Source organism: Sulfoacidibacillus ferrooxidans (assembly GCF_022606465.1).
Taxonomy (GTDB): Bacteria; Bacillota; Bacilli; order Alicyclobacillales; family SLC66; genus Sulfoacidibacillus; species Sulfoacidibacillus ferrooxidans.
Genome location: NZ_JALBUF010000002.1, coordinates 248,702 through 271,875, shown reverse-complemented (window position 1 = coordinate 271,875; position 23,174 = coordinate 248,702). Strand labels below are relative to the sequence as shown.

Below are 23,174 nucleotides of genomic sequence, written 5' to 3'. Positions count from 1 at the left end.
GGCACACGTTCATCGCGCACAAAAATCTTTATGTGAGTATTAAGCCTCGAATTCTATTCCATATCATGGCGATTTCAAATGTCCTTGGCAACGTATAGAAACCTGAACAACCTTCCTGAGAACTAATACATGAAAAGCCGTTTTTATATACCTCTTCGATAACGAGTGTTACCACCTGATGAAGTGGAGTCTCTCCATCCACAAAGTACGACAATGCATAGTGAATCATCGCTACAGCTGCACGTGTCTGTGACTCTTCAATGAGTTGTTCCAAAGCACTTAAATCAACAAACTCATCACCGTACTGAACCGTAAACCGCGACTTTACATCCATTCGCTCAATACGTCCGCCCATAGAGTGTACTTTAGGCGTGCGAACACGTACTTGTGCTAGAGGTGCTTTAGTCTCCACTATTCTTTGCGCAGGGTACTCCGATGTCACGCGTTTCGCTTCCATTGTCACATCAATCGGTTTATATTCATCCATGAGTAAAACCATGTCTGCGACATCAAGATAATCACCTGATCCACCGATGACTAATATACTTGAGACACCAAAATCGCGGTAAAGTTCCCGCACACGATCCACAAACGGTGTAATGGGTTCTCTTCCTTTTGCGACAAGTGCCTGCATGCGTGCATCGCGAATCATAAAGTTTGTCGCACTCGTATCTTCATCCATCAATAATACTCGTGAACCCATTTCCATTGCCTCTACGATTGCCGCTGCCTGTGAAGTCGAGCCACTAGCATCTTGCGTACTAAATGCGGTAGTCGACCGCCCTCGTGGAAGGTTTGAAATGAACCCAGAGATATCCACACGGCTCACTCGACGCCCATCTTCTGCACGCACTTTCACTGCCGTCTCATCTGTAATACACCATTCCCGTCCGTCCCCTGCGATATGATGATATACGCCTCGCATGATCGCTTGGAGTAACGTGCTTTTACCATGAAACCCACCACCGACAATTAACGTGATTCCTTTTCTAATACCCATGCCAGTTATTTCTCGTCCACTTGGAAGTGTCCAAGTAACGAGCGTAGACGCTGGTGCTTCAAACGATTGTGCAACTTTTGCATCCATCGGAAATTCGCTCATGCCATTTAAGCGGGCTAACACAGCACCATTGCCTATAAAAGATACAAGTCCTTGCTGTTCTAGAGAGCGCCTAATAAAACACTGATCCAGATATAAAGAAATGTGCTCTTGTAACTCGTCAAATGGAAATTCAGCCCTAGAAAACGCACGATATAAGATAAATGGCAGATCGTCTAAAAACATAGCCTCAGCATCTTTTGCTCGTATTCGCCGACCATTTGCTGGTAATCCTACGGATAACCGTACCTCAATCCCCGTAGCTGTTACAGATACACTACTTCTAGGCAAAATCACTTGAAGAGGCGAAGCAATGATGATCATCCCACTTCGTCCACTTCCCCTGCGCTTTAATCCAAGTTCTTTAAGCGCAGCAGTTAGCCTCCGAGTTAAAAAGTCTTCTAAAGCCACTCGATGATCCATATCACTAAAAAAACGTTCCTCTAATCGCAATATATCTGCATCCACATGTGCACGCACGCGTGTAGGGGGAGCAAACGGGTCAGACTGAACGCGATCAATGAATAAAATATACGGTCCAATATCAAATACACCTTTTAAGTCTCGATATCCCCCATATGGTTTACCATCTAAATTGCGCAACACCCGTAAAAATTGGGATTTGTTCTCCATGTGTTTCGCTCCCTAATCAGACCGACCATCACATGGTAAAAGGTCCGTGCTCTCGCTCTTCTGATTCTAAAATTTCATGCAGGTAATGTAGAACGTCCACTTTCATATCAGAACGAGTCAATGCAAGACCGATAGTAGCCTTTATGTACCCCAACTTATCGCCAATATCAAAGCGCAGTCCATCTATTTTACATGCATATAGTCCATCTTTACACATCAAACTGCGCAGAGCATCGGTCAATTGCACTTCACCTTGCTTGCCTGGCGGAGTATTTTCAATGATAGAGAAAATTTCTGGAGTAATCACATAGCGACCGACAATCGCTAGATTGGACGGTGCTTCATGTTCAAAAGGTTTCTCAATGAGGTCTGTTACATTGTACTCCACCCCATCCGAACTAAGACCTGCAATAATGCCATAACTTGAGACACTTTCCCTTGGCACCGGTTTGACACCCACTACACTCTTACCACAACGCTCATAGATATCCAATAACTGAGATAATGCAGGTTTTGGAGAATAAATAATATCATCGCCTAGCAACACCGCAAATGGCTCCGAACCCACAAATGATTTTGCCATATATACTGCGTGACCTAGTCCTTTTAACTCTGGTTGACGAATATAGTGAATATTGGCTAGCTGTGATATGTGCTGCACCACTTCTAGTGTTGAACGTTTCTCGTGTTCAGCTAAATGCATTTCTAATTCTAATGAACGATCAAAATGATCTTCTATTGCCCTTTTCGATCGTCCTGTGACAATTAAAAAATCTTCTATTCCTGCAGCGACTGCCTCTTCTACAATATACTGAATGGCTGGTTTATCAACCAAAGGCAACATTTCCTTCGGTTGCGCTTTCGTAGCAGGTAAAAACCTCGTACCTAAGCCAGCCGCCGGAATGACTGCCTTTCGAACTTGTTTCATGTTCTTCATTCCTCTCTATTCCTTTTTATTCCTTCCATTCTCGCTCTACGTTATAGCGCATCTTACGTACATATGAGGTCTCCAAATCAATCCCAACATAATTAGATAATTTCACAATATAAGCCAAACAATCAGCTAACTCATCGCGCAAATGATCGCGCACCTCTTCTTCTTTTTCGCTCGAATCAAATTCTGTAACTGCCCTTTGCAACCTACGAACTTCTTTGGCAACTTCTCCCACTTCTTCTACGAGTAACATCACATTAAGAGGAAGATCTTGGGAAAATCCTTTTTCTTTATCTAACCATTGGTGGAATACCTGGCAGTCTTGCAAAGTTGGTCGATCTGGCAACACGGATCAAACGCCCCCTGTGCTTGTCTTCCTCTTATGGTAACATAGAGTGAGAAATCTTTCATGAGGTGAATATCATGCCGAGTCAACTTCTTAGTGACATGTCAAAGGACCAATTACTAGAAGAAATGTCTTCATGTCAAAGAAAAGCAACCGCAGCGCTCAAGGATGGAGTCACTAATGAATATCAAGTATATGAACAGCGTTATTTTTTAGCCAAGTCTTACCTAATAGATCGTACAACGATTGAGTCTGGAACGACTTATGGACTCGCTACAACAACGGATCTCTTTATCGTTGAATATCTAGATGGGATTATGGCCTACGGTACCATTCTTGGTGCAAAAGAAAAACGCGCATTTCCAATCGGCAGGCTCGTACCTCTCGATTTTACGCGCGATTCTTCCTGATTGAAAAGCGATGCAAATTTGCCGTTAGTCATCCACAAACACACTAGCCAGTGCACCCCAGACCTCATGATGTGGTAGTTCATTGTCCATCTCTTCTACATGATCGACAAATACACTAAATGCATCTTCGTCAAAGTCAATGCTCACACGGAGAGTAGGATCTTCTTTATCTCCTATAACGAGCAATCCAACCGGTGCAAGCACCAACGCATCACATTGCTGTGCAGGTACTAATAGATCAATTCCTCGCCCTTGATTGCGAATCCCAATGACAAGATGAGCTTCATTATCATACGGAGCAGCTGCAAACCGTAAGGACAACGGCTGCCTGTCTTCTTTAACCAGATAATCCCTGATCCATCCTTTTGCATCATATGCGTTTATGACAACGTGTTCATCTGAAAGCGTAGGTAACATCTCTGCTTTTACATGCATCTCTTATATTCCATCCTCTTATCCCATTTGGGCCACTGTAAAATGATTGACAAACTGAGGGCCTACTTCATTTTGCAAGATTTGCTGATGAACTGCAACCCCAATCAGGATCGTCCACATGTGGTGATCCATGCGCCCCGTTATGGTCTGATGTTGACTCATCTGAAAATGTTTTAGCGCTTCTTCTGTCCATTGATTAAAATGTTCTGTTACAGGTCCTTGGTAAAATCCTAGTCTACGCAACATATATTGAACAAATCCCACCGCATGCCCATAATCTTGGAAACCGATATTGTAGAGTACATCATCTGGTCCTGCATTTACATTTTTACCACGCCACATCATGGGACATATCCCCTTCACGATAGTCTATGCCCCATCATATGGTCAACTGCCCAAAGTGTGTGCAACAGTCTGACAATCATTCACTTAACGCCAACTGTACATATAGTGTGGATCTTCTACGGAACAGGCGGCAGCAGATAACCCCAGCGGGTGAAATGTATCCATCATCACAGCTAACTCAGCCGTTTCCGTCGCACCCAAGCTCTTCTCCACAACACCAGGTTGTGGACCATGCGCAATGCCCCCTGGGTGTACTGTGACCGAACCTACTTCAATGCCCTTACGACTCATAAATTGGCCATCTACATAATAAATGACCTCATCACTTTCAATATTTGAATGATGATAAGGAACAGGAATCGATAAAGGATGATAATCTAATTTCCTTGGCACAAAAGAACAGATCACGAAATTAGGTCCTGCAAACGTTTGATGAACCGGTGGTGGCTGATGAATGCGCCCTGTTATGGGTTCAAAATCATCAATATTGAAAATATATGGGTAAAGCGCTCCATCCCATCCAACAACATCAAATGGATGATAAGAAAGGGAGTAACTAGTTACATGTTTGCGCGCTCTTACCCGTACTTCAAAATCACCCCGTTCATCGTGTGTTTCGAGTCTTGGCAACCGCAAATCACGCTCACAGTATGGCGCATGTTCCATCATTTGCCCAGCATCGTTGACATAGTGCTTAGGAGCTGTAATTGCACCTTGCGCTTCAATAACAACCAATCGAGTCTCTTCTCCGACAGTTGGTACAACTCGATATGTGGTACCAACCGGCAAAATGATATAATCACCGGCATGATAGTCAAGATGACCAAATATCGTTTCAACTACCCCGCTACCAGTGTGCACAAAGAGCAGTTCATCACCTTCTGCCGACCGATAAAAGTAGGTCATAGGCTCCGTAACTACTGCCACGCCAAACGCTACGTCTGCATTGCCAAGTAGCATGGTTCGCCCTTCCACAGCATCCTTCTCTTTGGTCTCTACCTTCATCGTCTGCAAATGCCGATGAAGTAATGGTCCCCCTACAGTAAACTCGCGAACGACAGGGCCGAGATCTCGCACCGCCTCCACTTTAGTAGGTGGCGTGATGTGATAAAGCAAACTCTGTCTTCCAGAAAACCCTTCTCTACCAAACAACTCTTCTGTATAGAGTTGTCCATTAGCTTGGCGCATTTGTGTATGTCGCTTTTTCGGAATTGTCCCTTGTGTGGTATAAAAGGCCATTGCAACAATCTCCCTTCACGCGATGACGTTCGTTAAACGTCCAATGCGTTCCACTTCTAGCCGCACGCGATCCCCCTGTACAAGCCAAGGTTGAAGCTCTTCTCCAATCTCTAAGATGCAGCCAGTCCCAACCGTCCCGGAACCGATCACATCTCCCGGATACAGTCTAACGCTTTCAGATGCTCGTGCAATCATATCACCAAATGTAAAATATAGATCGCGCATGTTTCCTTCTGATCGCAACACATCATTGACATATCCGCGCATTTGCAATGCAAAGTTAGGCCCATGTCCATTCTCTGTCACTACTTTGCAGTCAATCAATTCATCCCACGTAATTAAAATAGGTCCCAAGGATGTCGCAAAATCTTTTCCTTTTGCAGGGCCAAGCCCCACTTTCATCTCCTTGGCCTGAATATCACGCGCACTCCAATCATTTAAAATCGTCAACCCCGCAGTGACATCTAGCCAATCCTCTGCCTTTACATCAATCACTGACTGACGAATAATCGTAGCTACTTCGAGTTCATAATCTAACCGTGAACATCCTTTTGGACATGGCACGACATCATTATCGCCAAGCAATGCAGATGCATTAGAAAAATAAAAAACAGGGAACTCATACCACTCCGGTTGCATCTCTAACCCACGACGTGCTCGCGCCTGCATAACATGTGCCTCAAACGCATAAAAGTCGCGAAAAGATGGTGGTTTCGGAAGAATAGCCGCTGCCTCCCCCGAAGAAATGCACGGCAGCTGCTGCTCTCTTGTCAATTGCGTCACAAATAACCGCTCGACACACAGCGCATATTGCCACCACTGCTCTCCAGAAGAAAGAAGTGTTAAAAGGGTGGTTGGAGGTGCCGTCATTGGATCCTCTCCATAAGACTCATCCCCTCCAATCCACTTCGCATATGTGCTTTTGCATATTAGTCCATACTGCTGCGCAGGTAAGACTTGACGTAGCATAGACACTGCTGCGAAAAAATCCACTTCTATTTCTCCTAAATCCGTTCGTGCGAGAAAATGCAACCGTTCTTCTTTTGTAGATGCAATTCTCGTAATGAATTTCATCTTATAAATTGCCTCGCAGTTCTTGCTCGCGCTCAATAGCCTCGAAAAGAGCTTTAAAATTGCCTTTTCCAAATCCACGACTACCTTTACGTTGAATAATTTCAAAAAAGACCGTCGGGCGATCCACCACTGGCCGCGTGAAAATTTGAAGTAAATATCCTTCTTCATCGCGATCAAGCAAGATGTTTAATTCTTGCAATTCATCAAATCCTTCTTCTACTTCCCCCATCTCTTGACGCAAATCATCATAATAGGAGCTAGGGGTCTTTAGAAACTCCACACCAGAGGCTTGCAATTCGCGCACCGTTGTCTTGATATCATGTGTCAATAAGGCAATGTGTTGTACACCAGGTCCCTCATAAAAATCGAGAAATTCTTGAATTTGTGACTTTTTCCTACCTTCCGCAGGTTCGTTAATCGGAAGTTTAATACGACCTGATTGGTTAGCCATCACTTTTGACATTAACGCAGAATACTCGGTGTTAATATCTTTATCATCAAAAGAAATAAATTGAGAAAATCCAAGTGCCTTCTGATAATATTTAACCCATTCATCCATTTTCCCTAGCTCTACATTGCCAACTACATGGTCAAACTGAACAAGTCCTTTATCTGCTATAGGAAAAGGCGCCTGATAGGCCACAAATCCCGGAGCAAATACCCCTTGATACGATTCCCGATCAATCAACGTGTGCACTGTTTCACCATACGTACCAATGACTGCCCGCATGGTCGTTCCATGCTCATCACTCTGCTCATAGGGTGCTGTGATCCCTTTTGCTCCACGATTAGTGGATTCACGATAAGCTTCAACTACATCAGACACAGCAAACGCCACATCTTTCACACCATCGCCATGCTTTTGAACAAATTGGCCTACCTCATGATCGGCAGTCAGCGCTGCAGTTACAACAAAGGTGGTACTACCTTGTTTTAACGCATAACTTACACGGTCGCGTGAGCCTGTTTCTAATCCTTTATAAGCAAATGGTACAAAACCAAATGCGCGAGCTAAAAAATAACAAGATTGTTTCGCGTTCCCTACGTAAAATTCAATATAATCCACATACTTAATTGGCAAATGATCTATTTCTTGTCCTACTGCATGCATAGTTTGAGACTCTGTAATTCCCATCATTGTTAGCCTCCTCGTTGAAGGTGAACTTCTCACACCTTCTGCTACCTTCTCTCTTCATAGTAAGGAGAAAACGTTATCAATACAAGAATACGCGTTGCTACACATGCGTAGCAACGCGTATTCGCTGTACTTCGATCAAGCGATAAAGCATCATACCTTACTCACCATTGACTCAGACACAAGCACCCATCTTCAGTCGCGACTCATTCTTCCAGTCGGCAACAAGTGTTCGTAATCAACGACTTGAGTCCATGTAAAGGTTTCCGGTCGCAGTGGGTCAAATTGCAATAAAAAATCCACCACTGCTCGCGTAATTGGCGTTGGCGTCGAAGCACCTGATGTTACGGCTACAGTTTCTACACCTTCCAACCATTCCAGTTGAATTTCCGTAATATCCGCAATTCGATAAGCTTTTACCCCAGCAATCTCAGTTGCCACTTGAGCTAAACGACCAGAATTATTACTGCGCGGATCACCGACTACGAGACATAAGTCTGCACCTTTCGCTTGAGTTGCAACTGCATTTTGGCGAACTTGTGTCGCATCACAAATCTCATTAAACACTTCTGCACGAGGAAACCGCTGCGTTACCTCGTCTACAAGTTCTGCAATATCCCACTGACTCATCGTCGTTTGATTGGTCACGATGATGCGCTCCTGCCCATTCACCCCTTGCACTCCATCGCGACGACCCAAATCAGCAGGAAGCGCTACTACATCTGCTGATTTTTCAACGAGGAAGACATGGTCAGGGGACACGCCCATCGCACCTTCAGGTTCTGGGTGCCCATGTTTGCCGATATAGACAACATCGTAGCCTATAGCTACTTTCTCCTCAATCAACCGATGAGTACGGGTGACATCGGGACATGTCGCATCAATGACTGTCAGCCCTTTGGCATGTGCGCGTTCACGAACGGCCGGAGACACGCCATGAGCTGTAAAGATCACTGTTCCATGATCAATTTGTTCAAGAATTTCCAGGCGGTTGTCCCCATCTAATGTAATGATGGATTGTTTTTCAAAAGCCTCCACCACGTACTGGTTATGCACAATCATCCCCAAAATATAGATAGGTCGCGGTAAATCGGGTTGTTTGGCAACTTGCGATGCAAGCACCATCGCATCCACTACACCGTAACAATATCCCCTAGGTGTAATCTTAACCACCTTCATACGCAGTATCCCCCACTTCCTCACAGCTCAACAAACATTGTTGTTCCAGCACCTTGTTCACTCTCAGCCCAAATCCGCCCTTCATGCACACGTACGATTTCAGCGACAATGGCCAGTCCAAGCCCAGCTCCACCCGGATTGCGATCACGTGAACCTGAAGCGCGGTAAAACCGATCAAAAATTCGTTCAACCTGCTCTTTTGCAATACCAGGACCATTGTCGGACACCATCAACAAGGCTCCTTTTTTCTTACTAGAACGCAACCGAATCTGTACAATACCATATTCCGGATCTGTATGTTGAATGGCATTTGTAACAATATTATATAAAATTTGTTGTAGCATACTTCGATCACAAGCCACGACAACTTGCGCTAAATCGTAAATGATTTGTCTTGCCCCAGCTAATAGTTGGAACTGTGGCTGAAGCGACTGCACAAGCGCGGCCATCTCAACTTGTTCTAACTGAGGAGTTAAGTTCTCCTCTAACTTCGCTAAATGAAGCAGATCTCGCACGAGTTCCTCTAGTCGAGCGGTTTCTTGTTGCATGGTGCGTAGTCCTAGTCGCATACCAGCTATCTTCTCTGTATTCTGAGCCAATCTTGTTACGATATCTTCTGTCATTATCCCATCTGCTTGTCCGTCGCATTGTATCATTTTTAGTTCTTCCACGTAGGAATCCAGTCGCCGCAACAATACATCTGCAAACCCACGAATCGCTGTTAAAGGTGTACGCAATTCATGCGATGCGTCAGAGACAAACTGCTTCATACGGTCTGTGGCTTCTTTTTCTTTTTTTACGGAATTCGCCATTAGGTCCAACGCATCATTAATCATTTCTGCAAGATGGACCGTCTCAAAGGTTCCAATTACAGGCAGTCTTTCATGGAATTCTCCAGCCTTTATCCGCTCTGCTGTTTCAAACAAACGATTTAACGGACGCAGTGGTTTACGAATAATTGGAATAAGTATCATCGCTGTAAAAATGACAACAAATAAACTAATCACGAAAAATCTCAATGTCTGTTGCAACAACATTGGATATAACAAAGACTCGGAATAACCAAGCTCCACATATCCAACTACATGTCCTGCTGTGCTAACGATTCCTAGTAAAAGCATCTGCCCATGCGATTGCATCACATATCCTGTAATGTTCTGAGAGATGCGCGTTTGATTCTGACTCATCAGCACAAACAGATGGGGTCGTAAAGAGACCAAGTCAACCGGATCAAACCGCGACATCCTCTTCCCTATGAGATGCAAGTGTTCATCATACAATCTCACATTGATACCGCGTAAACTAAGCGATGTAAGTATACGTGGTGCAGCTTTTACAAATGATTGCGCAGAAATCCCTTTCTCGAACGCTGATTCAGAAAGAGCATCTCGCATTGCAAACGATAAATTATTTTCATTAGCTACAACTAGCGCACTATGAAGTGATTCAAATTGAATGGCCGCAACTAGTACAATAAGAATGACTACTACAACGACATAGCGCGCGTATAAATCGCTCGTCAGACTATTCTTGACATGCTCATCCGCGCGAACGCGTAGTTGCTGCCAACTACTGAAGATCGACACGATATCCAACTCCACGAACCGTGCGTATCAGTTGGCGCTTTGTGTCATGTAATTTATGTCGTAAATAACGAATATACACCTCAAGTATATTGTCTTCACCAGTAAAATCATCGCCCCACACACGCGACATAATCTGTTCCCGCGTAAGTGCGACTCCAGGTGTTTCTAGTAAAATCTCAAGCAATGCATACTCCGTTTTCGACAGTCCGATAGGAACACCTTCATAACGGATCAACCTTTGTACCTTGTCCACTTCAAATTTACCAACGCGCGTCACTGCAGAAAGCTCTGGAAACTGATTGCGAAATCTTGCTTCAATGCGCGCTTTGAGTTCAGCAAAGGAAAATGGCTTCATCACATAATCATCGGCACCAATACCAAGCCCTTTCACGCGATCGGTAACATCATCGCGAGCGGTTAACATAATAATGGCTACTCGCGCCCGAGCTCTCATTAAGCGGCATACTTCAAAACCATCAATACCAGGAAGCATCACATCTAGTAATACAACATGTGGTTTAAAACTTTCTAGCAATTCGAGAGACTCTTCACCATCTTGTGCGCACATCACATCATACCCTTCATCGCGAAGGCCAAATAAAAGAAAATCTCTAATACTTTGCTCATCGTCTACGACTAAAATGCGTCCTGGTCGAACTAAAGGTGTATCGCTTGAAGAGGACTTTCCTAGGCCAACTCGAGATGCCTGACTTGTTGGTACAATCATTCGAATATCACTCATTAACAACCCGCCTCCAAAAAGAAGTAATCATCCATCGCCAGTTTGTCATCTATGTGATAGATTAACAACATGGGTAAAGAATAATTGTATAAGTTCAATATAGATTGGATGATTTCACATGTATAGTCCTTTTCACAAGTTTCCAGCTAAAAAACCTGCCACAAAGAAAAAAGAATATGGAAAATCACCAAATGCTAGGAAAAATAGTGTAAAACATTCTTCGTCTTCCTTGCCGACACAAAAGCGCAAGCCAATCCAAACGCTTGCATCTGTGTCTTCAAAATCTATGAACCATGGAACAAAGCAACCCAATCATCGACGCACAACAACTGTTAAGAAAAAAAACAAGACAACCTCTCTCAAAGTCTATCGACGGAAACGTCTGCGCTTATTGCGTGCGACGAGCGTGTTGATCGTGGCCATTCTTTTAGGCCTAGGCTTAAAGTGGATGGCCATGACTGGGTTTTCTCAACTCTATGGATCCCTACGGGCAGATGTCTTGCAATTCACAGAAAAATCGCATCCCCTTCCATACACACAAGGCGCATACCTTTCACTAACGCGCGAGATTGAGCTTTACATACAAAAGCAACCAGGAACCTACGGTATTTCTGGAGCTGATTTGGCCACAGGGGCACAGTTTGGATGGCAGACACATCAAGCTTTTAGCACAGCACAGACACTCGCACTCCCAGTTGTTGTTAACCTGTACAGCGAGATCGCTAACCATCAAATAAGTGCTCATACCATTGTTCACGTACAAACTACAGATAAAGAGGCCGGAACTGGATTCATTGGTGGCTTACCATCTGGTACGCCCTTAACAGTCACACAACTTGCACAAGCAGCCATCGTAAACGGAGATGTAGTTGCAACTAACATGCTCATCCGCAAACTGAGTCCAGATGAAATTGACAGCTTCATCAACGGCGTAGGTAGCCACGAGACGTTATCAGACCCGTATCTCGTCACTTCTTATGATTTAACCTTGTATCTCAGTTATTTGTATACCATGGATCAAGCCCATCCACATGCACTGGCACCACTCATGCAAGATCTCGCTCTCGTGAAACAACCATCGAGAATAGCTGCTGGCTTAACTCCAGGTACTAAGATCCTACAAGTGACAGGTGATTGGCCACATGAGTTTCATAATGCCGCTATTTTTTGGATTGCAAATCATCCCATTGCGCTCTCCATATGTAGCAGTAATGTCAATGAAACAGAAGCTAACCACGTTGAAGCACACATCGCGCAACTCGTTGAAACATTTGTAACAAACCAATCAAGGTAAATGCACGCAGAGGCATGGATTAATTCACATGTCCCCTTCGCGCAACCAGATCTCGTTTTAACTCCCAAAGTGGAAGACTTAAATCGACATGATATACATGTGGATTCTTTGGACGTCGTGTTTCGCTAGAAAGCGTAGCTAATTCAAGCCGCGCAAACGAGCGAATCTGCTCGATGGTCGGCATTTCATATACAATTTCTCCGTCTACAAAGATAGGCACCAATAATTCCTTGACCGTATAGTCTTGAATGACTTTTCGTTTATAGGTGTGTATGGGATCAAATAACGTTACAGGTTCCCCTTGTGGTATGGTCTCTTCATCCAGCATGATTAAGTCTGCACTCGCTTTTTGATCAACATAGAAGCGAATCACTTTCTTTTTCCCAGGATTCGTTACTTTTAACGGGTTCTCCGATACTTTTATCCGCGGAATCCAACTGCCATCTCTTTTTTCTGCTGCCAACTTATATACTCCACCAAGTGCTGGACATCCTTTTGCAGTAATGAGAGCCGTCCCCACACCAAAGCCATCGAGCTTCGCACCTTGTAACATCAGATCGCGAATGGTGTCTTCATCCAAATCATCAGAGGCGATGATTTGCGTGTGTCCAAATCCTTCCGCATCAAGCATTTTGCGCGCAGCTTTGGAGAGATAAGCGAGATCTCCGGAATCTATGCGAACACCTAGTAAATCATAGCCTTGTGCCCGCAACTCGTTCCCCACCGTAATGGCATTTGGTATGCCCGAGTGCAAAACATCATAAGTGTCCACAAGAAGGATCGCTCGCTCCGGAAAAGCGTGTACATACGCTCGAAACGCCTCTATTTCCGAATCAAAACTTTGAATCCAGCTATGCGCCTGTGTTCCCGACACGGGGATTGCAAAATTAAATCCTGCAGTGACATTGCTTGTGCTAGAACAACCCCCAATATACGCGGCCCGCGCGCCAAATACGGCAGCATCGCTGTTTTGAGCGCGTCGCAAACCAAATTCACTCGTAGGATGCGCATCTTCGATGACTCCGCCACTGGTCGCTTGTACGATTCTCGTAGCCTTAGTCGCGATAAGACTTTGATGATTGACAAAACACAACACAGCAGATTCAATTAATTGTAACTCAAAAATTCTACCTTCGATACGCACGAGTGGCTCGTGAGGAAAAACCACTGAACCCTCAGGAATCGCATATACTGTTCCAGTAAAACGAAAATTCTTCAGCTCTTCGAGAAACCCTTCGTCAAAAAGTCCAAGACTCCGTAAATACTGAATTTCATCTGGCTGAAACGCTACTTGGTTCAGATACACAACCACTTGCTCAAGTCCCGCACAAATCACGTATCCGTTATCGCATGGATTACTTCGATAGAACACATCAAATACCACATGTTGTTCCATGCGACCACTTTTATAAAATCCATACATCATCGTAAGCTGATATAAATCGGTTAACAATCCTTCTTGTCGGTTCCTATAAATCGGCATTGCAGCGATTTCTTCAATCCGCTTAGCAATGTTTGCACTCATGCCTTCAAGTCCCTTCTTTCCTCACGCGAGAGGCACATCTAGATCCAAATCGCGCAAAAGCTGATCGTGAATCATCCCGTTTGTTGCAGCCACATGTCGCGTAGCTAACGAATAGACGCTACCCGTTACATCACTCACACGTCCACCCGCTGCTTCAACAAGCACAGCCCCGGCTAAAAGGTCCCATGCATTTAAATCATTTTCCCAAAAACCATCCAACCTACCAGCAGCCACGTACGCCAGATGCAACGCTGCGGACCCAAACGCTCGCACATTGCGAACATGATAACCAAACCGCTTAATTTGCTCTGCATTGCGCCCGCGATATGCGCCTGTCGGAAACCCACTCGCCAATATACAACTAGCTAACTCCGCCTCTTTAGACACCTGTATGGGACGCCCATTGCAACTTGCCCCTTGTCCCCGAATGCCTGAAAACATTTCATCCCGCATAGGATCATAAATTACGCCAACCATTCCAATGGAATCAACCACAAGTCCAATAGACACTGTACACGCTGGTAACCCACGGATGAAGTTCAATGTACCATCAATTGGATCGACAACCCATAGCAACTCTTTGGTCGCCTGTTCCACAGCAAGAGCTGCCGCAGTTGCTCCAGGCGCAACCGATTCCTCACCTAACATCGCGCTCGTAGGATACGCCTGTTGTAATACTTCATAGATCGCTTCCTGACAGGCTTTATCTACTTCTGTCACAAGATCATGCGGCGAAGATTTTTGCGAAGTTTGCGCTGGCCTCCCAATCCATCGGCGAATCTGTTCTCCTGCTACGCGGGCGGCATCTTCGGCTACATGTTGTGCATGGTTAAAATCCACAAAACACACCCCTTTTTGCTTCTACAGTCAGTTGAGATCTGACGTAAATTATACAACAAGTGGTGCTCATCTACACAAAACAGTCGATAGGCAAAGCTTAGATATTCGACACGATTTTTAAGCTTTTCACGTGAAACGAAGCACTCTAGCTATACAAGTTGACCTTGTACGTATACTTTAGACACATGTGAAACCCCATAGTGCGTCAACACATATTCTGGATTAGGGGCATCAAAGATCACCACATCAGCAGACCTTCCCGGTCGCAATACTCCAGACATGTGGCCGCGATTAATTGCACAAGCTGCATTTCTTGTCGCAGCTACAAAAACCTCCTCAGGAGTCATGCGAAGCGTCAGTAGAGCTAAGCTCATCGTGAGTGAGAAGTTTTCAGACGGTGAGGACCCTGGATTATAATCTGTCGCGATAGCAACGCCAAGTTTTGCCTCATCCATCATAAAACGAGCGCGAGCAGGTTGTTTTTGTAAATAAAATGAAGTCCCTGGTAAACATACGGCGATCACTCCAGCTTCCGCCATAGCGAGTAACCCTTTGTCACTGGCTGCAAGTAAATGGTCTGCAGACACTGCACCTAGCTCTGCTGCTAACTCAGCACCACCAAGTGCCACTAACTCATCCGCATGAATTTTTAATTTCATACCTTCGTTTTTTGCAGTCTCTAAGAGATAGCGACCCTCCTCTAGAGAAAAAGCGCCTTCATCCACAAACACATCAGCAAACTCTGCCCCTTGTTTATGTAACTCCACATACATGTCTGCGAGTTCCTGAATCAATTGATCGCGATCACCACGTCGATCTGTGGGCACAGCATGCGCAGGCATAGCCGTATGCACAAACCTCAGTGCCATACTGAGTTCCAAAGCCTTCGCCACACGCAGTTGTTTGAGCTCATCAAGCACATTCAATCCATACCCTGTCTTAGCCTCGACGGTAGTGACTCCAAAGGATCGCATCCGCAATGCACTTTGGTGTGCTTGCTCATACAATTCCCGTTCTGACCGTTCTCGAGTCATAGAAACAGTGCTCATAATGCCGCCGCCCGACCGCAAGATATCTAGGTAATCTGCACCTTTTAACCGTAAAGGCAATTCATGTTCACGCGATCCACCGTGTACAAGATGCGTATGTGGATCGATAAAGCCTGGGCAAACAAATCCCTGATGGGCATCTACAACCTCAGTGGCTCCATCTATGAGTCCCCGAAGCTCCTTACTTTTCCCAACGGCCATAATCATTCCTTCATCATCGATGGCAATCGCCGCATCAGTCATAGCCCCCACGTCTCGCATCGCATCGCGTCCACACAACGGCTGTGCATCTGCCTGCTCACTATCGGAACTCATCGTCCACAATAAACCAATATGATCGATCAACCTTTTTACACGCCTCATAAGTAACCTCCCTAGTCTCCCCATGAAAATGCCCCAGTGCAAAGAGTGCACTGGGGGCCACACGTTACACATGTACATCTTGCACCCATCTCAAACTATGCGTACTTCCGACTCGTATACGCTCAGATCATCAGATACTACTCCCACATCGGCACTCGGACGCCGCGCTCCTTGGCTACCTGTTCTGCACGCTCATATCCTGCATCGACATGTCGAACCACGCCCATACCAGGGTCGGTTGTAAGCACCCGTTGTAATTTGCGAAAGGCACGCTCTGATCCATCTGCCACGACAACCATGCCGGCATGAATGGAGTATCCCATTCCCACACCACCACCATGATGAACAGAAATCCAAGAACCACCTGCCGCAGTATTGAGCAGCGCATTTAAAATAGGCCAGTCAGCTACGGCATCACTACCGTCTTTCATACTTTCCGTTTCGCGATTAGGAGATGCAACTGAACCTGCATCCAAATGATCGCGTCCAATCACGATGGGCCCTTTTAATTCACCCTTTTTAACGAGTTCATTCATAGCTAAGCCAAACTTCACACGTTCACCATAACCCAACCAGCAAATCCGCGCAGGTAGTCCCTGAAAAGCAACTTGTCGCTGCGCTTTTTCAATCCACGTGCGCAAATGAGTGTCTTCTGGAAATAGTTCAAGCACCAGCTCATCGGTCCGTTTAATATCTTCTGGATCACCAGATAATGCAGCCCAGCGAAATGGACCCTTCCCTTCGCAAAATAGTGGGCGAATATAAGCTGGAACGAATCCCGGAAAATCAAACGCATCTTTTACGCCTTCATCAAACGCCACTTGGCGAATATTATTCCCATAATCAAAAACGATAGATCCGCGTTGTTTCATGTGTAGCATCAAGCGCACGTGCTCTGCCATACTTGCTTTTGATCGTGCAAGATAAGTCTCAGGATCTGCTGTACGTAGGCGATCCCCCTCTTCTAGCGACAATCCTTGTGGTAAATATCCATAGAGCGGATCATGTGCAGACGTTTGATCGGTTACAAAATCAGGAATGATACCTCGTTCAAGCAATGCTTTGTACACATCCACTGCATTCATATGGACAGCAACTGAAAGCGGTTGTTTGTTAGCTACTGCATCACGCACAAGTACGAGAGCTTCATCGAGATTTCGTGCTAACACATCCAAATACTTAGTTTCTAGACGCCGTTGTATACGGTGCATATCTACTTCAGCAATCAATGCCACGCCATCGTTCATCGTCACTGCAAGCGGCTGTGCACCACCCATACCGCCAAGGCCTGCAGTCAAAGTCCACGTCCCTGCAAGTGTGCCTCCTTTATGTTGTCTTGCAGCCTCTGCAAATGTTTCAAAGGTGCCTTGCAAAATTCCTTGTGAGCCAATATAAATCCAACTACCGGCCGTCATTTGCCCAAACATCATAAGCCCTTTTTGATCGAGTTCATCAAAATGTTTCCAATTGGCATAAGCCGGTACGAGCATAGAATTTGCCAGTAGAACTCGTGGCGCATCTTCGTGCGTCCGAAATACACCCACTGGCTTACCCGATTGAATTAAAAGAGTCTCGTCATTTTCTAATGTGCGCAATGCTCGCACGATCGCATCATATGCTTCCCAGTTGCGCGCCGCTTTTCCCCGTCCACCATAAATCACGAGATCCTCTGGCCGTTCTGCTACCTCTGGATCGAGGTTATTCATTAACATGCGCAGCGCAGCTTCTTGTTCCCAACCCTTACAAGACAGCTCACTACCACGCGGTGCCCGAATCATGCCACGAGTAGATACAACCATTCAACTCATCCTCTCCGAAACGCTAAGTACAATGATCCATGACCACACATACACGTAACTCTTACCTTACCACTATGCTAGCACAGTCAATTTTGTCTTGCAATTACGTCAATTGAATAGTAGCATTTATTTCAGTCATTTTTATGAATCATTCCATTCACAAGGGAGCCTGTCGTGAACCAACCATCTAGCGTCCCATCCACTCTCGAACAATGGTGGCATATCGCGCGTCACAGTTCAGATGTCAATCGCCTGATTGTTTTATACCTAGAAACTCACTATCGCAAAGCTGCCTTTATGACCTCTGCCGAATTGGCAAAGGAAGTCGGTGTAAGTCAAGCCTCGATCTCACGATTTGCGAGTCTACTCGGGTTTTTAGGATATACAGACTGGAATAAAGCGATGCAACAACTGATACGCCAAGAGCTCTCAGCGACCGAACGGCTATGGTTTGCCAATCATCCACAAAGTGATGAAGGAGACCGAGTGGTTCAAAGTGAGCAACATAATCTCGAACAATTACTACTCATCACAAATTCTGCAGCTTTCTCTGCACTAGCAACACAGATGGCTACCGCCCGTCAGGTGATTTTTGTTAGTGCTCGCGCATCAGCTACGCTCATGCCCTATGCGCACTATTTTCTGAGTAAAGTCCGCCCACAAGTATATCAGGCTCACCCGGGCGATACGCTGTGGGAACATCTTCCTATCGCAGAAGTAGACCGTGAATTGATCGTGGTACTTGGATTCCCTCGCTATCCTCGCATTCTCGTAGAATGGCTACAAGAAGTGCGAAAACAACCTTTTACGATCGCCGTCATAACTGACCATGAAGCCTCTCCATTGGCACGCTATGCAGATATTACGCTCGCTGTTCCTGTAGCCACAGCATCCCTCTTTGATTCGTACGCGGCACCAATGACTGCAATTAATTTATTGATTCGCGAGGTAGCACAACAAACAGCTACTCAAAGTCAAAACCGCCTGCAAGCACTAGAATACATCGATCAAACGAAACAAACCTACTATACAGAACCATAGTTTATATTCTTGAAAACTTGTATTAAAGGGGACATGTTGATGAAAATGATACCTCCTCGCTGTTCAATGGAGCGCTTTGCAGAGCGCTTTGAACGCGTCTCACGAATTGGTTCCACAGGCGATGGCGGCGTCCATCGCCCGTTTGGTAGTACTGCTGATCTAGAACTTCGCCATTTGCTACAGACCATAGCGCAAGATGAAGTCGGACTCGCAGTGCATGTGGATCCCATCGCAAATATCTGGGGTATACACGCAGGCTGTGAACAACTACCTGCTATCGCGCTCGGATCTCATCATGACTCTGTCCCCTATGGCGGACGGTTTGATGGACCACTAGGCATCCTTGTCGCATTAGAAGTCATCCAAACGCTCAAAGAACACGGCTTTCCAAACCGTCATCCACTCGCTTTTATTTCGTTTACTGCAGAAGAGCCTAATCCCTTTGATCTCTCTACCATGGGCAGCAGAACGGTTACAGGCCGACTAACGAAAGAACAACTGCATACATCTAAAGACTGGGATGGTCGATCCCTGCAAGAAGCCATTGCAGCTGCTGGTGGTAATCTCGCTCGCGTACACGAATCACACTTGTCAGCAAGCGATCTCTTTGCTTTCTTAGAGCTACATATCGAACAAGGTCGTCGCCTAGAACAGGCTAACATCCCCCTTGGCGTCGTGAATGGCATCTGCGGTATTTACCGTGAACACGTGACGATCCTAGGTGAAGCAAACCACGCTGGTACCACCATGATGCGCGATCGTCACGATGCGCTGCTAGCTGGTGCAAAAGTAGCGTTAGCACTAGAAGCCTTGATCAAAGAATCCCATCGAGATGATCTCGTCGGGACAGTCGGACGCTTTGCTATAACGCCAAACGCTGCTAACATCATTCCTGGCACCTGTGATCTTGTGGTCGAAATTCGTGGTGCTACGACTGAGGACATGCACGCCACTGCTCGGTCATTTGCACAAGCAACAGCAGCTATCGAAGCTGAATACGGCGTTTCTATCACTCGAGAAATCTTATTAGACCAAGCGCCACAGCCCCTAGCTCACGATGTAATCGAGTTGTTACAGCATGCGGCACAAGAGCAATCCACACCATACAGCACCTTATTTAGCATGGCTGGACACGACGCTACACACATCGCGAGTTTTACACGTGCAGGAATGCTATTTGTTCCAAGCATCGGCGGGAAAAGCCATTGTAAAGAAGAACTCACCGATCTTCAGGACGTAGCACCTGCTATCCAAGTATTCATTCAAACCGTCATGGAATTAGATCAACGGTAATTTTGTTTAGCTCATTTTTACAGATGAAAGGATGAAGATCATGATTACTCTCTACAAAGCAGATTACGCATATATCGCAGGACAATTCGAACAAGATCGCACGATTGCTGTACAAGATGATCTGATTATTGCTATTGGACCCTTTGCCGTACTACGTGCAAACTATCCTGATGCTCCTCTTATTGACTGGTCTGGATACGCTATTATGCCAGGTGCCATCAATGCGCACAATCACTCTTTTCAAAGTTTATTGCGAGGCATTGCAACAGATGAGCCCTTCTTAGTATGGCGTGACCAAGCACTGTACAAATACACACCTGCACTCGATGCAAAAACGCTCTATGCTGGAGCATTACTCGCTTTTGGAGAAATGTTGCAATATGGTGTGACCACTGTAACTGACTTTTTCTATGTACATGGCAATGGAACAGAGAATGACGAAGCCATCATGCAGGCAGCAGATGATCTTGGCATTCGTTTTGTGATGGCACGCACCATGTACGACTGGTCAGGTGCCCCTTTATCCTACCGCGAGACCGTTTCAGACGCCGTGTTACGAACGCGCACACTTGCTAAAAAGTACGATGCACACCCACGGATTAGCGTTCATCCAGCACCACATAGTCCTCATGCTGCATCACCTGAGATGATCAAAGCAGGTCATCGTCTAGCACAGGAACTCGATACTCCCTTCCACATTCATGTAGCTGAAGAAATGTTTGAAGTGAACGATATTTTACGCGATTATGGCGTACGTCCCATTCACTATCTAGACCAGCTAGGGGTTGTCGATGACTCGATGATCGCTATTCATCTTGTTTGGCTAGAACAAGATGAGATCGATTTGCTAGGCGCACGCCGCGCGTCTCTAGCCTACTGCCCATCAAGTAATATGTTTTTAGCAGATGGTGTCACGAAAATTCCAGAACTACTACAAGCTGGAGTGCGCATCGGGCTTGGCACAGACGGTGCTTGTAGCAACAACCGCACAAGTGTATTTGAAGAAATGCGCATGACTGCGCTCTTGCAAAAAGTACACCGCCTAGATGCCACAGCCATTCGTGCAAGCGATACGCTTTTAATGGGAACACAGGCTGGTGCAGACATGTTGCGCCTTCGCACAGGCCAATTAACCCCCACTTATCTTGCAGATTTCATAGCAATCGATACCACAGATTTATCTCTACAACCATTTGCGAAAGAACTACTCCCAGCCCATGTTGTCTACAGCATGCAACCAACGGCCATTAAGCGAGTCGTCGTAGCTGGCAAGGAGGTGATGCGAGACGGCACGCTGCTTACTGTCCATCAAGAGCGCATTCGTACTTTAGTCGCTGAGGCACAAGAACATTTTGCCCGCATCTAATTCTTTTCTCACAACACACATTTTGTAGGAGGGAAGTTTATGAACGTTGAACAACGCACGATCGGATTCGTACCAGAATCCGATCGCCGTGGAAAACCTTCTAGTTTGTTTGCCATCTGGTTTTCTGCCAATATGCAAGTAACGACAGTCGTCACAGGTGGCCTTGCTATTATTCTCGGGCTCAATTTGCTTTGGGCCATAATTGCCATAGTACTTGGCAACCTTATTGGTGGCATTTTCATGGCACTTCACTCTGCCGAAGGCCCTAGACTTGGCATTCCGCAGATGATCCAGTCACGAGCCCAATTTGGCGTTATCGGTGCCATATTGCCTCTCATTTTGGTGATACTTATGTACATTGGTTTCTTTGCTTCAAGTGCAATATTAGGCGGAGAAGCACTAACCTCGTTGCTTCACATTCCTTTCGCCGCCTCCATTATTATTGCAAACTTCGCAACCTTCTTGCTAGTCGTATACGGATACGACATGATTCATCGCTATGAGCGGGTAGTATCCTATTTATTCACTATTGTCTTTTTCTTTTTAACTATCAAACTATGTACTGCACCTTCTTTTTCTGCAAGTCTCCACAATCACAGCTTTGACTTTGGACCATTTTTCCTCGTTCTCTCTATTGTCGCGACTTGGCAAATTACATATGCACCTTATGTAGCTGACTATTCTCGATATTTGCCAAAAGATACATCAATCTCAAGTACCTTTTGGTATACCTATCTTGGTTCTGTGATCGGAAGTATGTGGATGATGATCTTAGGAGCTGTAGGAGCACAAACTGCATCACAAGCATTTAATGCAAGCGCATCAAATTACATTGCATCCATTGCAGGACCTCACTTATCCTGGATAGTCGATCTAATCATTCTACTTGGTATTATCGCTGTCAATGTACTTAATCTTTATGGAGGATTTATGTCTATTACTACAACCGTGAGTGCGTTTTCTAAAATTGGCTTTACAAGCGCTTCTCGCACAAGTATCAGTGGCATCATCGCAATTCTTGGGACAGCCATTGCCATTTGGGGACAAGGTGACTTTTTAAATAACTACTCTAATTTCTTGCTTTTACTTCTCTACTTCTTAGTTCCATGGACAGCCATTAACCTTGTCGATTTTTATTTTGTACGCCATGGTCACTATGATATTGATGCTATTTTTCATTGGCAAGGTACATACGGTGCAGTCAATTGGATCGCAATCATCGCTTATGTAGTAGCCATTGCTCTAGAATTCCCATTTATGAATACCGCGTTATATGTAGGACCCATTTCTAAATACTTAGGTGATGCTGATTTTGCTTGGCTTGTTGGACTCATCATTTCAGCTGTACTTTATTACTTTCCCATGAAAATGAAAATACATTCTCAGCAGAATCATTTACCCATGTAACAAGCATACAACAAACAGGTGAACGCTATAGTTAGCGTTC

At 45.3% G+C, this 23,174-nt stretch carries 21 protein-coding genes; 6 read left to right on the top strand and 15 right to left on the bottom strand.

What is annotated here, in order from left to right:
* Positions 1-28 precede the first annotated feature (28 nt).
* The 3 genes from MM817_RS05960 to MM817_RS05950 are packed head-to-tail and all read right to left on the bottom strand — an operon-like array spanning position 29 to position 3,015.
* A complete protein-coding gene (locus MM817_RS05960; protein ID WP_241712548.1) occupies positions 29-1,732 on the bottom strand; it encodes an ABC-ATPase domain-containing protein in 1,704 nt (567 codons plus the stop codon).
* 28 nt (positions 1,733-1,760) lie between these two features.
* The gene (gene galU, locus MM817_RS05955; RefSeq protein WP_241712546.1) at positions 1,761-2,660 is read right to left on the bottom strand and encodes a UTP--glucose-1-phosphate uridylyltransferase GalU; all 900 of its coding nucleotides are present in this window, start codon (positions 2,658-2,660) and stop codon (positions 1,761-1,763) included.
* Between the two features lie 25 nt (positions 2,661-2,685).
* A complete protein-coding gene (locus tag MM817_RS05950; RefSeq protein ID WP_241712544.1) occupies positions 2,686-3,015 on the bottom strand; it encodes a MazG nucleotide pyrophosphohydrolase domain-containing protein in 330 nt (109 codons plus the stop codon).
* 74 nt (positions 3,016-3,089) lie between these two features.
* On the opposite strand from MM817_RS05950, the gene MM817_RS05945 reads away from it, so the two are divergent.
* Positions 3,090-3,422 carry a DUF1811 family protein gene (locus MM817_RS05945; protein ID WP_241712542.1) on the top strand — a complete coding sequence of 111 codons (333 nt, stop codon included), beginning with the start codon at positions 3,090-3,092 and terminating at the stop codon, positions 3,420-3,422.
* Positions 3,423-3,446: 24 nt separating this feature from the next.
* Here MM817_RS05945 and MM817_RS05940 read toward each other — a convergent pair whose 3' ends face one another.
* The 8 genes from MM817_RS05940 to MM817_RS05905 form a co-directional block, all read right to left on the bottom strand.
* Positions 3,447-3,857, bottom strand: a complete 411-nt coding sequence (locus MM817_RS05940) for a hypothetical protein (protein WP_241712532.1) — start codon at positions 3,855-3,857, stop codon at positions 3,447-3,449.
* A gap of 18 nt (positions 3,858-3,875) precedes the next feature.
* Positions 3,876-4,202: a peptidoglycan-binding domain-containing protein gene (locus MM817_RS05935; protein ID WP_241712530.1), complete on the bottom strand. Its 327-nt coding sequence runs from the start codon at positions 4,200-4,202 to the stop codon at positions 3,876-3,878.
* 84 nt (positions 4,203-4,286) lie between these two features.
* On the bottom strand, positions 4,287-5,441 hold the full coding sequence (locus tag MM817_RS05930; protein ID WP_241712528.1) for a homogentisate 1,2-dioxygenase: 1,155 nt from the start codon (positions 5,439-5,441) through the stop codon (positions 4,287-4,289).
* Between the two features lie 15 nt (positions 5,442-5,456).
* A complete protein-coding gene (locus MM817_RS05925) occupies positions 5,457-6,515 on the bottom strand; it encodes a fumarylacetoacetate hydrolase family protein (protein WP_241712526.1) in 1,059 nt (352 codons plus the stop codon).
* 1 nt (position 6,516) lies between these two features.
* Positions 6,517-7,650 (bottom strand): 4-hydroxyphenylpyruvate dioxygenase, encoded by a 1,134-nt coding sequence (gene hppD, locus MM817_RS05920; protein ID WP_241712695.1) that lies wholly within the window; start codon positions 7,648-7,650, stop codon positions 6,517-6,519.
* A gap of 195 nt (positions 7,651-7,845) precedes the next feature.
* Positions 7,846-8,829: a 4-hydroxy-3-methylbut-2-enyl diphosphate reductase gene (locus MM817_RS05915; protein WP_241712524.1), complete on the bottom strand. Its 984-nt coding sequence runs from the start codon at positions 8,827-8,829 to the stop codon at positions 7,846-7,848.
* 20 nt (positions 8,830-8,849) lie between these two features.
* Positions 8,850-10,415 (bottom strand): sensor histidine kinase, encoded by a 1,566-nt coding sequence (locus tag MM817_RS17240; RefSeq protein WP_241712522.1) that lies wholly within the window; start codon positions 10,413-10,415, stop codon positions 8,850-8,852.
* The gene (locus MM817_RS05905) at positions 10,399-11,157 is read right to left on the bottom strand and encodes a response regulator transcription factor (protein WP_241712520.1); all 759 of its coding nucleotides are present in this window, start codon (positions 11,155-11,157) and stop codon (positions 10,399-10,401) included. The genes MM817_RS17240 and MM817_RS05905 overlap by 17 nt, the downstream gene beginning before the upstream one ends.
* A 118-nt stretch (positions 11,158-11,275) precedes the next feature.
* On the opposite strand from MM817_RS05905, the gene MM817_RS05900 reads away from it, so the two are divergent.
* Positions 11,276-12,451, top strand: coding sequence for a serine hydrolase (locus MM817_RS05900; protein ID WP_241712518.1), 1,176 nt, complete (start codon positions 11,276-11,278; stop codon positions 12,449-12,451).
* 19 nt (positions 12,452-12,470) lie between these two features.
* Here the strand turns inward: MM817_RS05900 and MM817_RS05895 are convergent, their stop codons facing one another.
* The 4 genes from MM817_RS05895 to hutU all read right to left on the bottom strand — a co-directional run bounded on the left by MM817_RS05895 (position 12,471) and on the right by hutU (position 18,027).
* Positions 12,471-13,976 (bottom strand): nicotinate phosphoribosyltransferase, encoded by a 1,506-nt coding sequence (locus MM817_RS05895; protein WP_241712517.1) that lies wholly within the window; start codon positions 13,974-13,976, stop codon positions 12,471-12,473.
* 21 nt (positions 13,977-13,997) lie between these two features.
* The gene (locus tag MM817_RS05890) at positions 13,998-14,816 is read right to left on the bottom strand and encodes an inositol monophosphatase family protein (RefSeq protein WP_241712516.1); all 819 of its coding nucleotides are present in this window, start codon (positions 14,814-14,816) and stop codon (positions 13,998-14,000) included.
* Between the two features lie 149 nt (positions 14,817-14,965).
* Positions 14,966-16,228 (bottom strand): imidazolonepropionase, encoded by a 1,263-nt coding sequence (gene hutI, locus MM817_RS05885; RefSeq protein WP_241712515.1) that lies wholly within the window; start codon positions 16,226-16,228, stop codon positions 14,966-14,968.
* Positions 16,229-16,365: 137 nt separating this feature from the next.
* A complete protein-coding gene (gene hutU, locus MM817_RS05880) occupies positions 16,366-18,027 on the bottom strand; it encodes a urocanate hydratase (RefSeq protein WP_241712514.1) in 1,662 nt (553 codons plus the stop codon).
* 174 nt (positions 18,028-18,201) lie between these two features.
* On the opposite strand from hutU, the gene MM817_RS05875 reads away from it, so the two are divergent.
* From MM817_RS05875 to MM817_RS05860, 4 genes are read left to right on the top strand one after another with little or no spacing between them, the layout of a single operon-like run.
* Complete coding sequence (locus tag MM817_RS05875; RefSeq protein WP_241712513.1) at positions 18,202-19,068, top strand: MurR/RpiR family transcriptional regulator; 867 nt, start codon at positions 18,202-18,204, stop codon at positions 19,066-19,068.
* 39 nt (positions 19,069-19,107) lie between these two features.
* Positions 19,108-20,361: a Zn-dependent hydrolase gene (locus MM817_RS05870; RefSeq protein ID WP_241712512.1), complete on the top strand. Its 1,254-nt coding sequence runs from the start codon at positions 19,108-19,110 to the stop codon at positions 20,359-20,361.
* Positions 20,362-20,401: 40 nt separating this feature from the next.
* Positions 20,402-21,727 carry an amidohydrolase family protein gene (locus MM817_RS05865; protein WP_241712511.1) on the top strand — a complete coding sequence of 442 codons (1,326 nt, stop codon included), beginning with the start codon at positions 20,402-20,404 and terminating at the stop codon, positions 21,725-21,727.
* Positions 21,728-21,766: 39 nt separating this feature from the next.
* Positions 21,767-23,134, top strand: coding sequence for a purine-cytosine permease family protein (locus MM817_RS05860; RefSeq protein WP_241712510.1), 1,368 nt, complete (start codon positions 21,767-21,769; stop codon positions 23,132-23,134).
* Positions 23,135-23,174 lie beyond the last annotated feature (40 nt).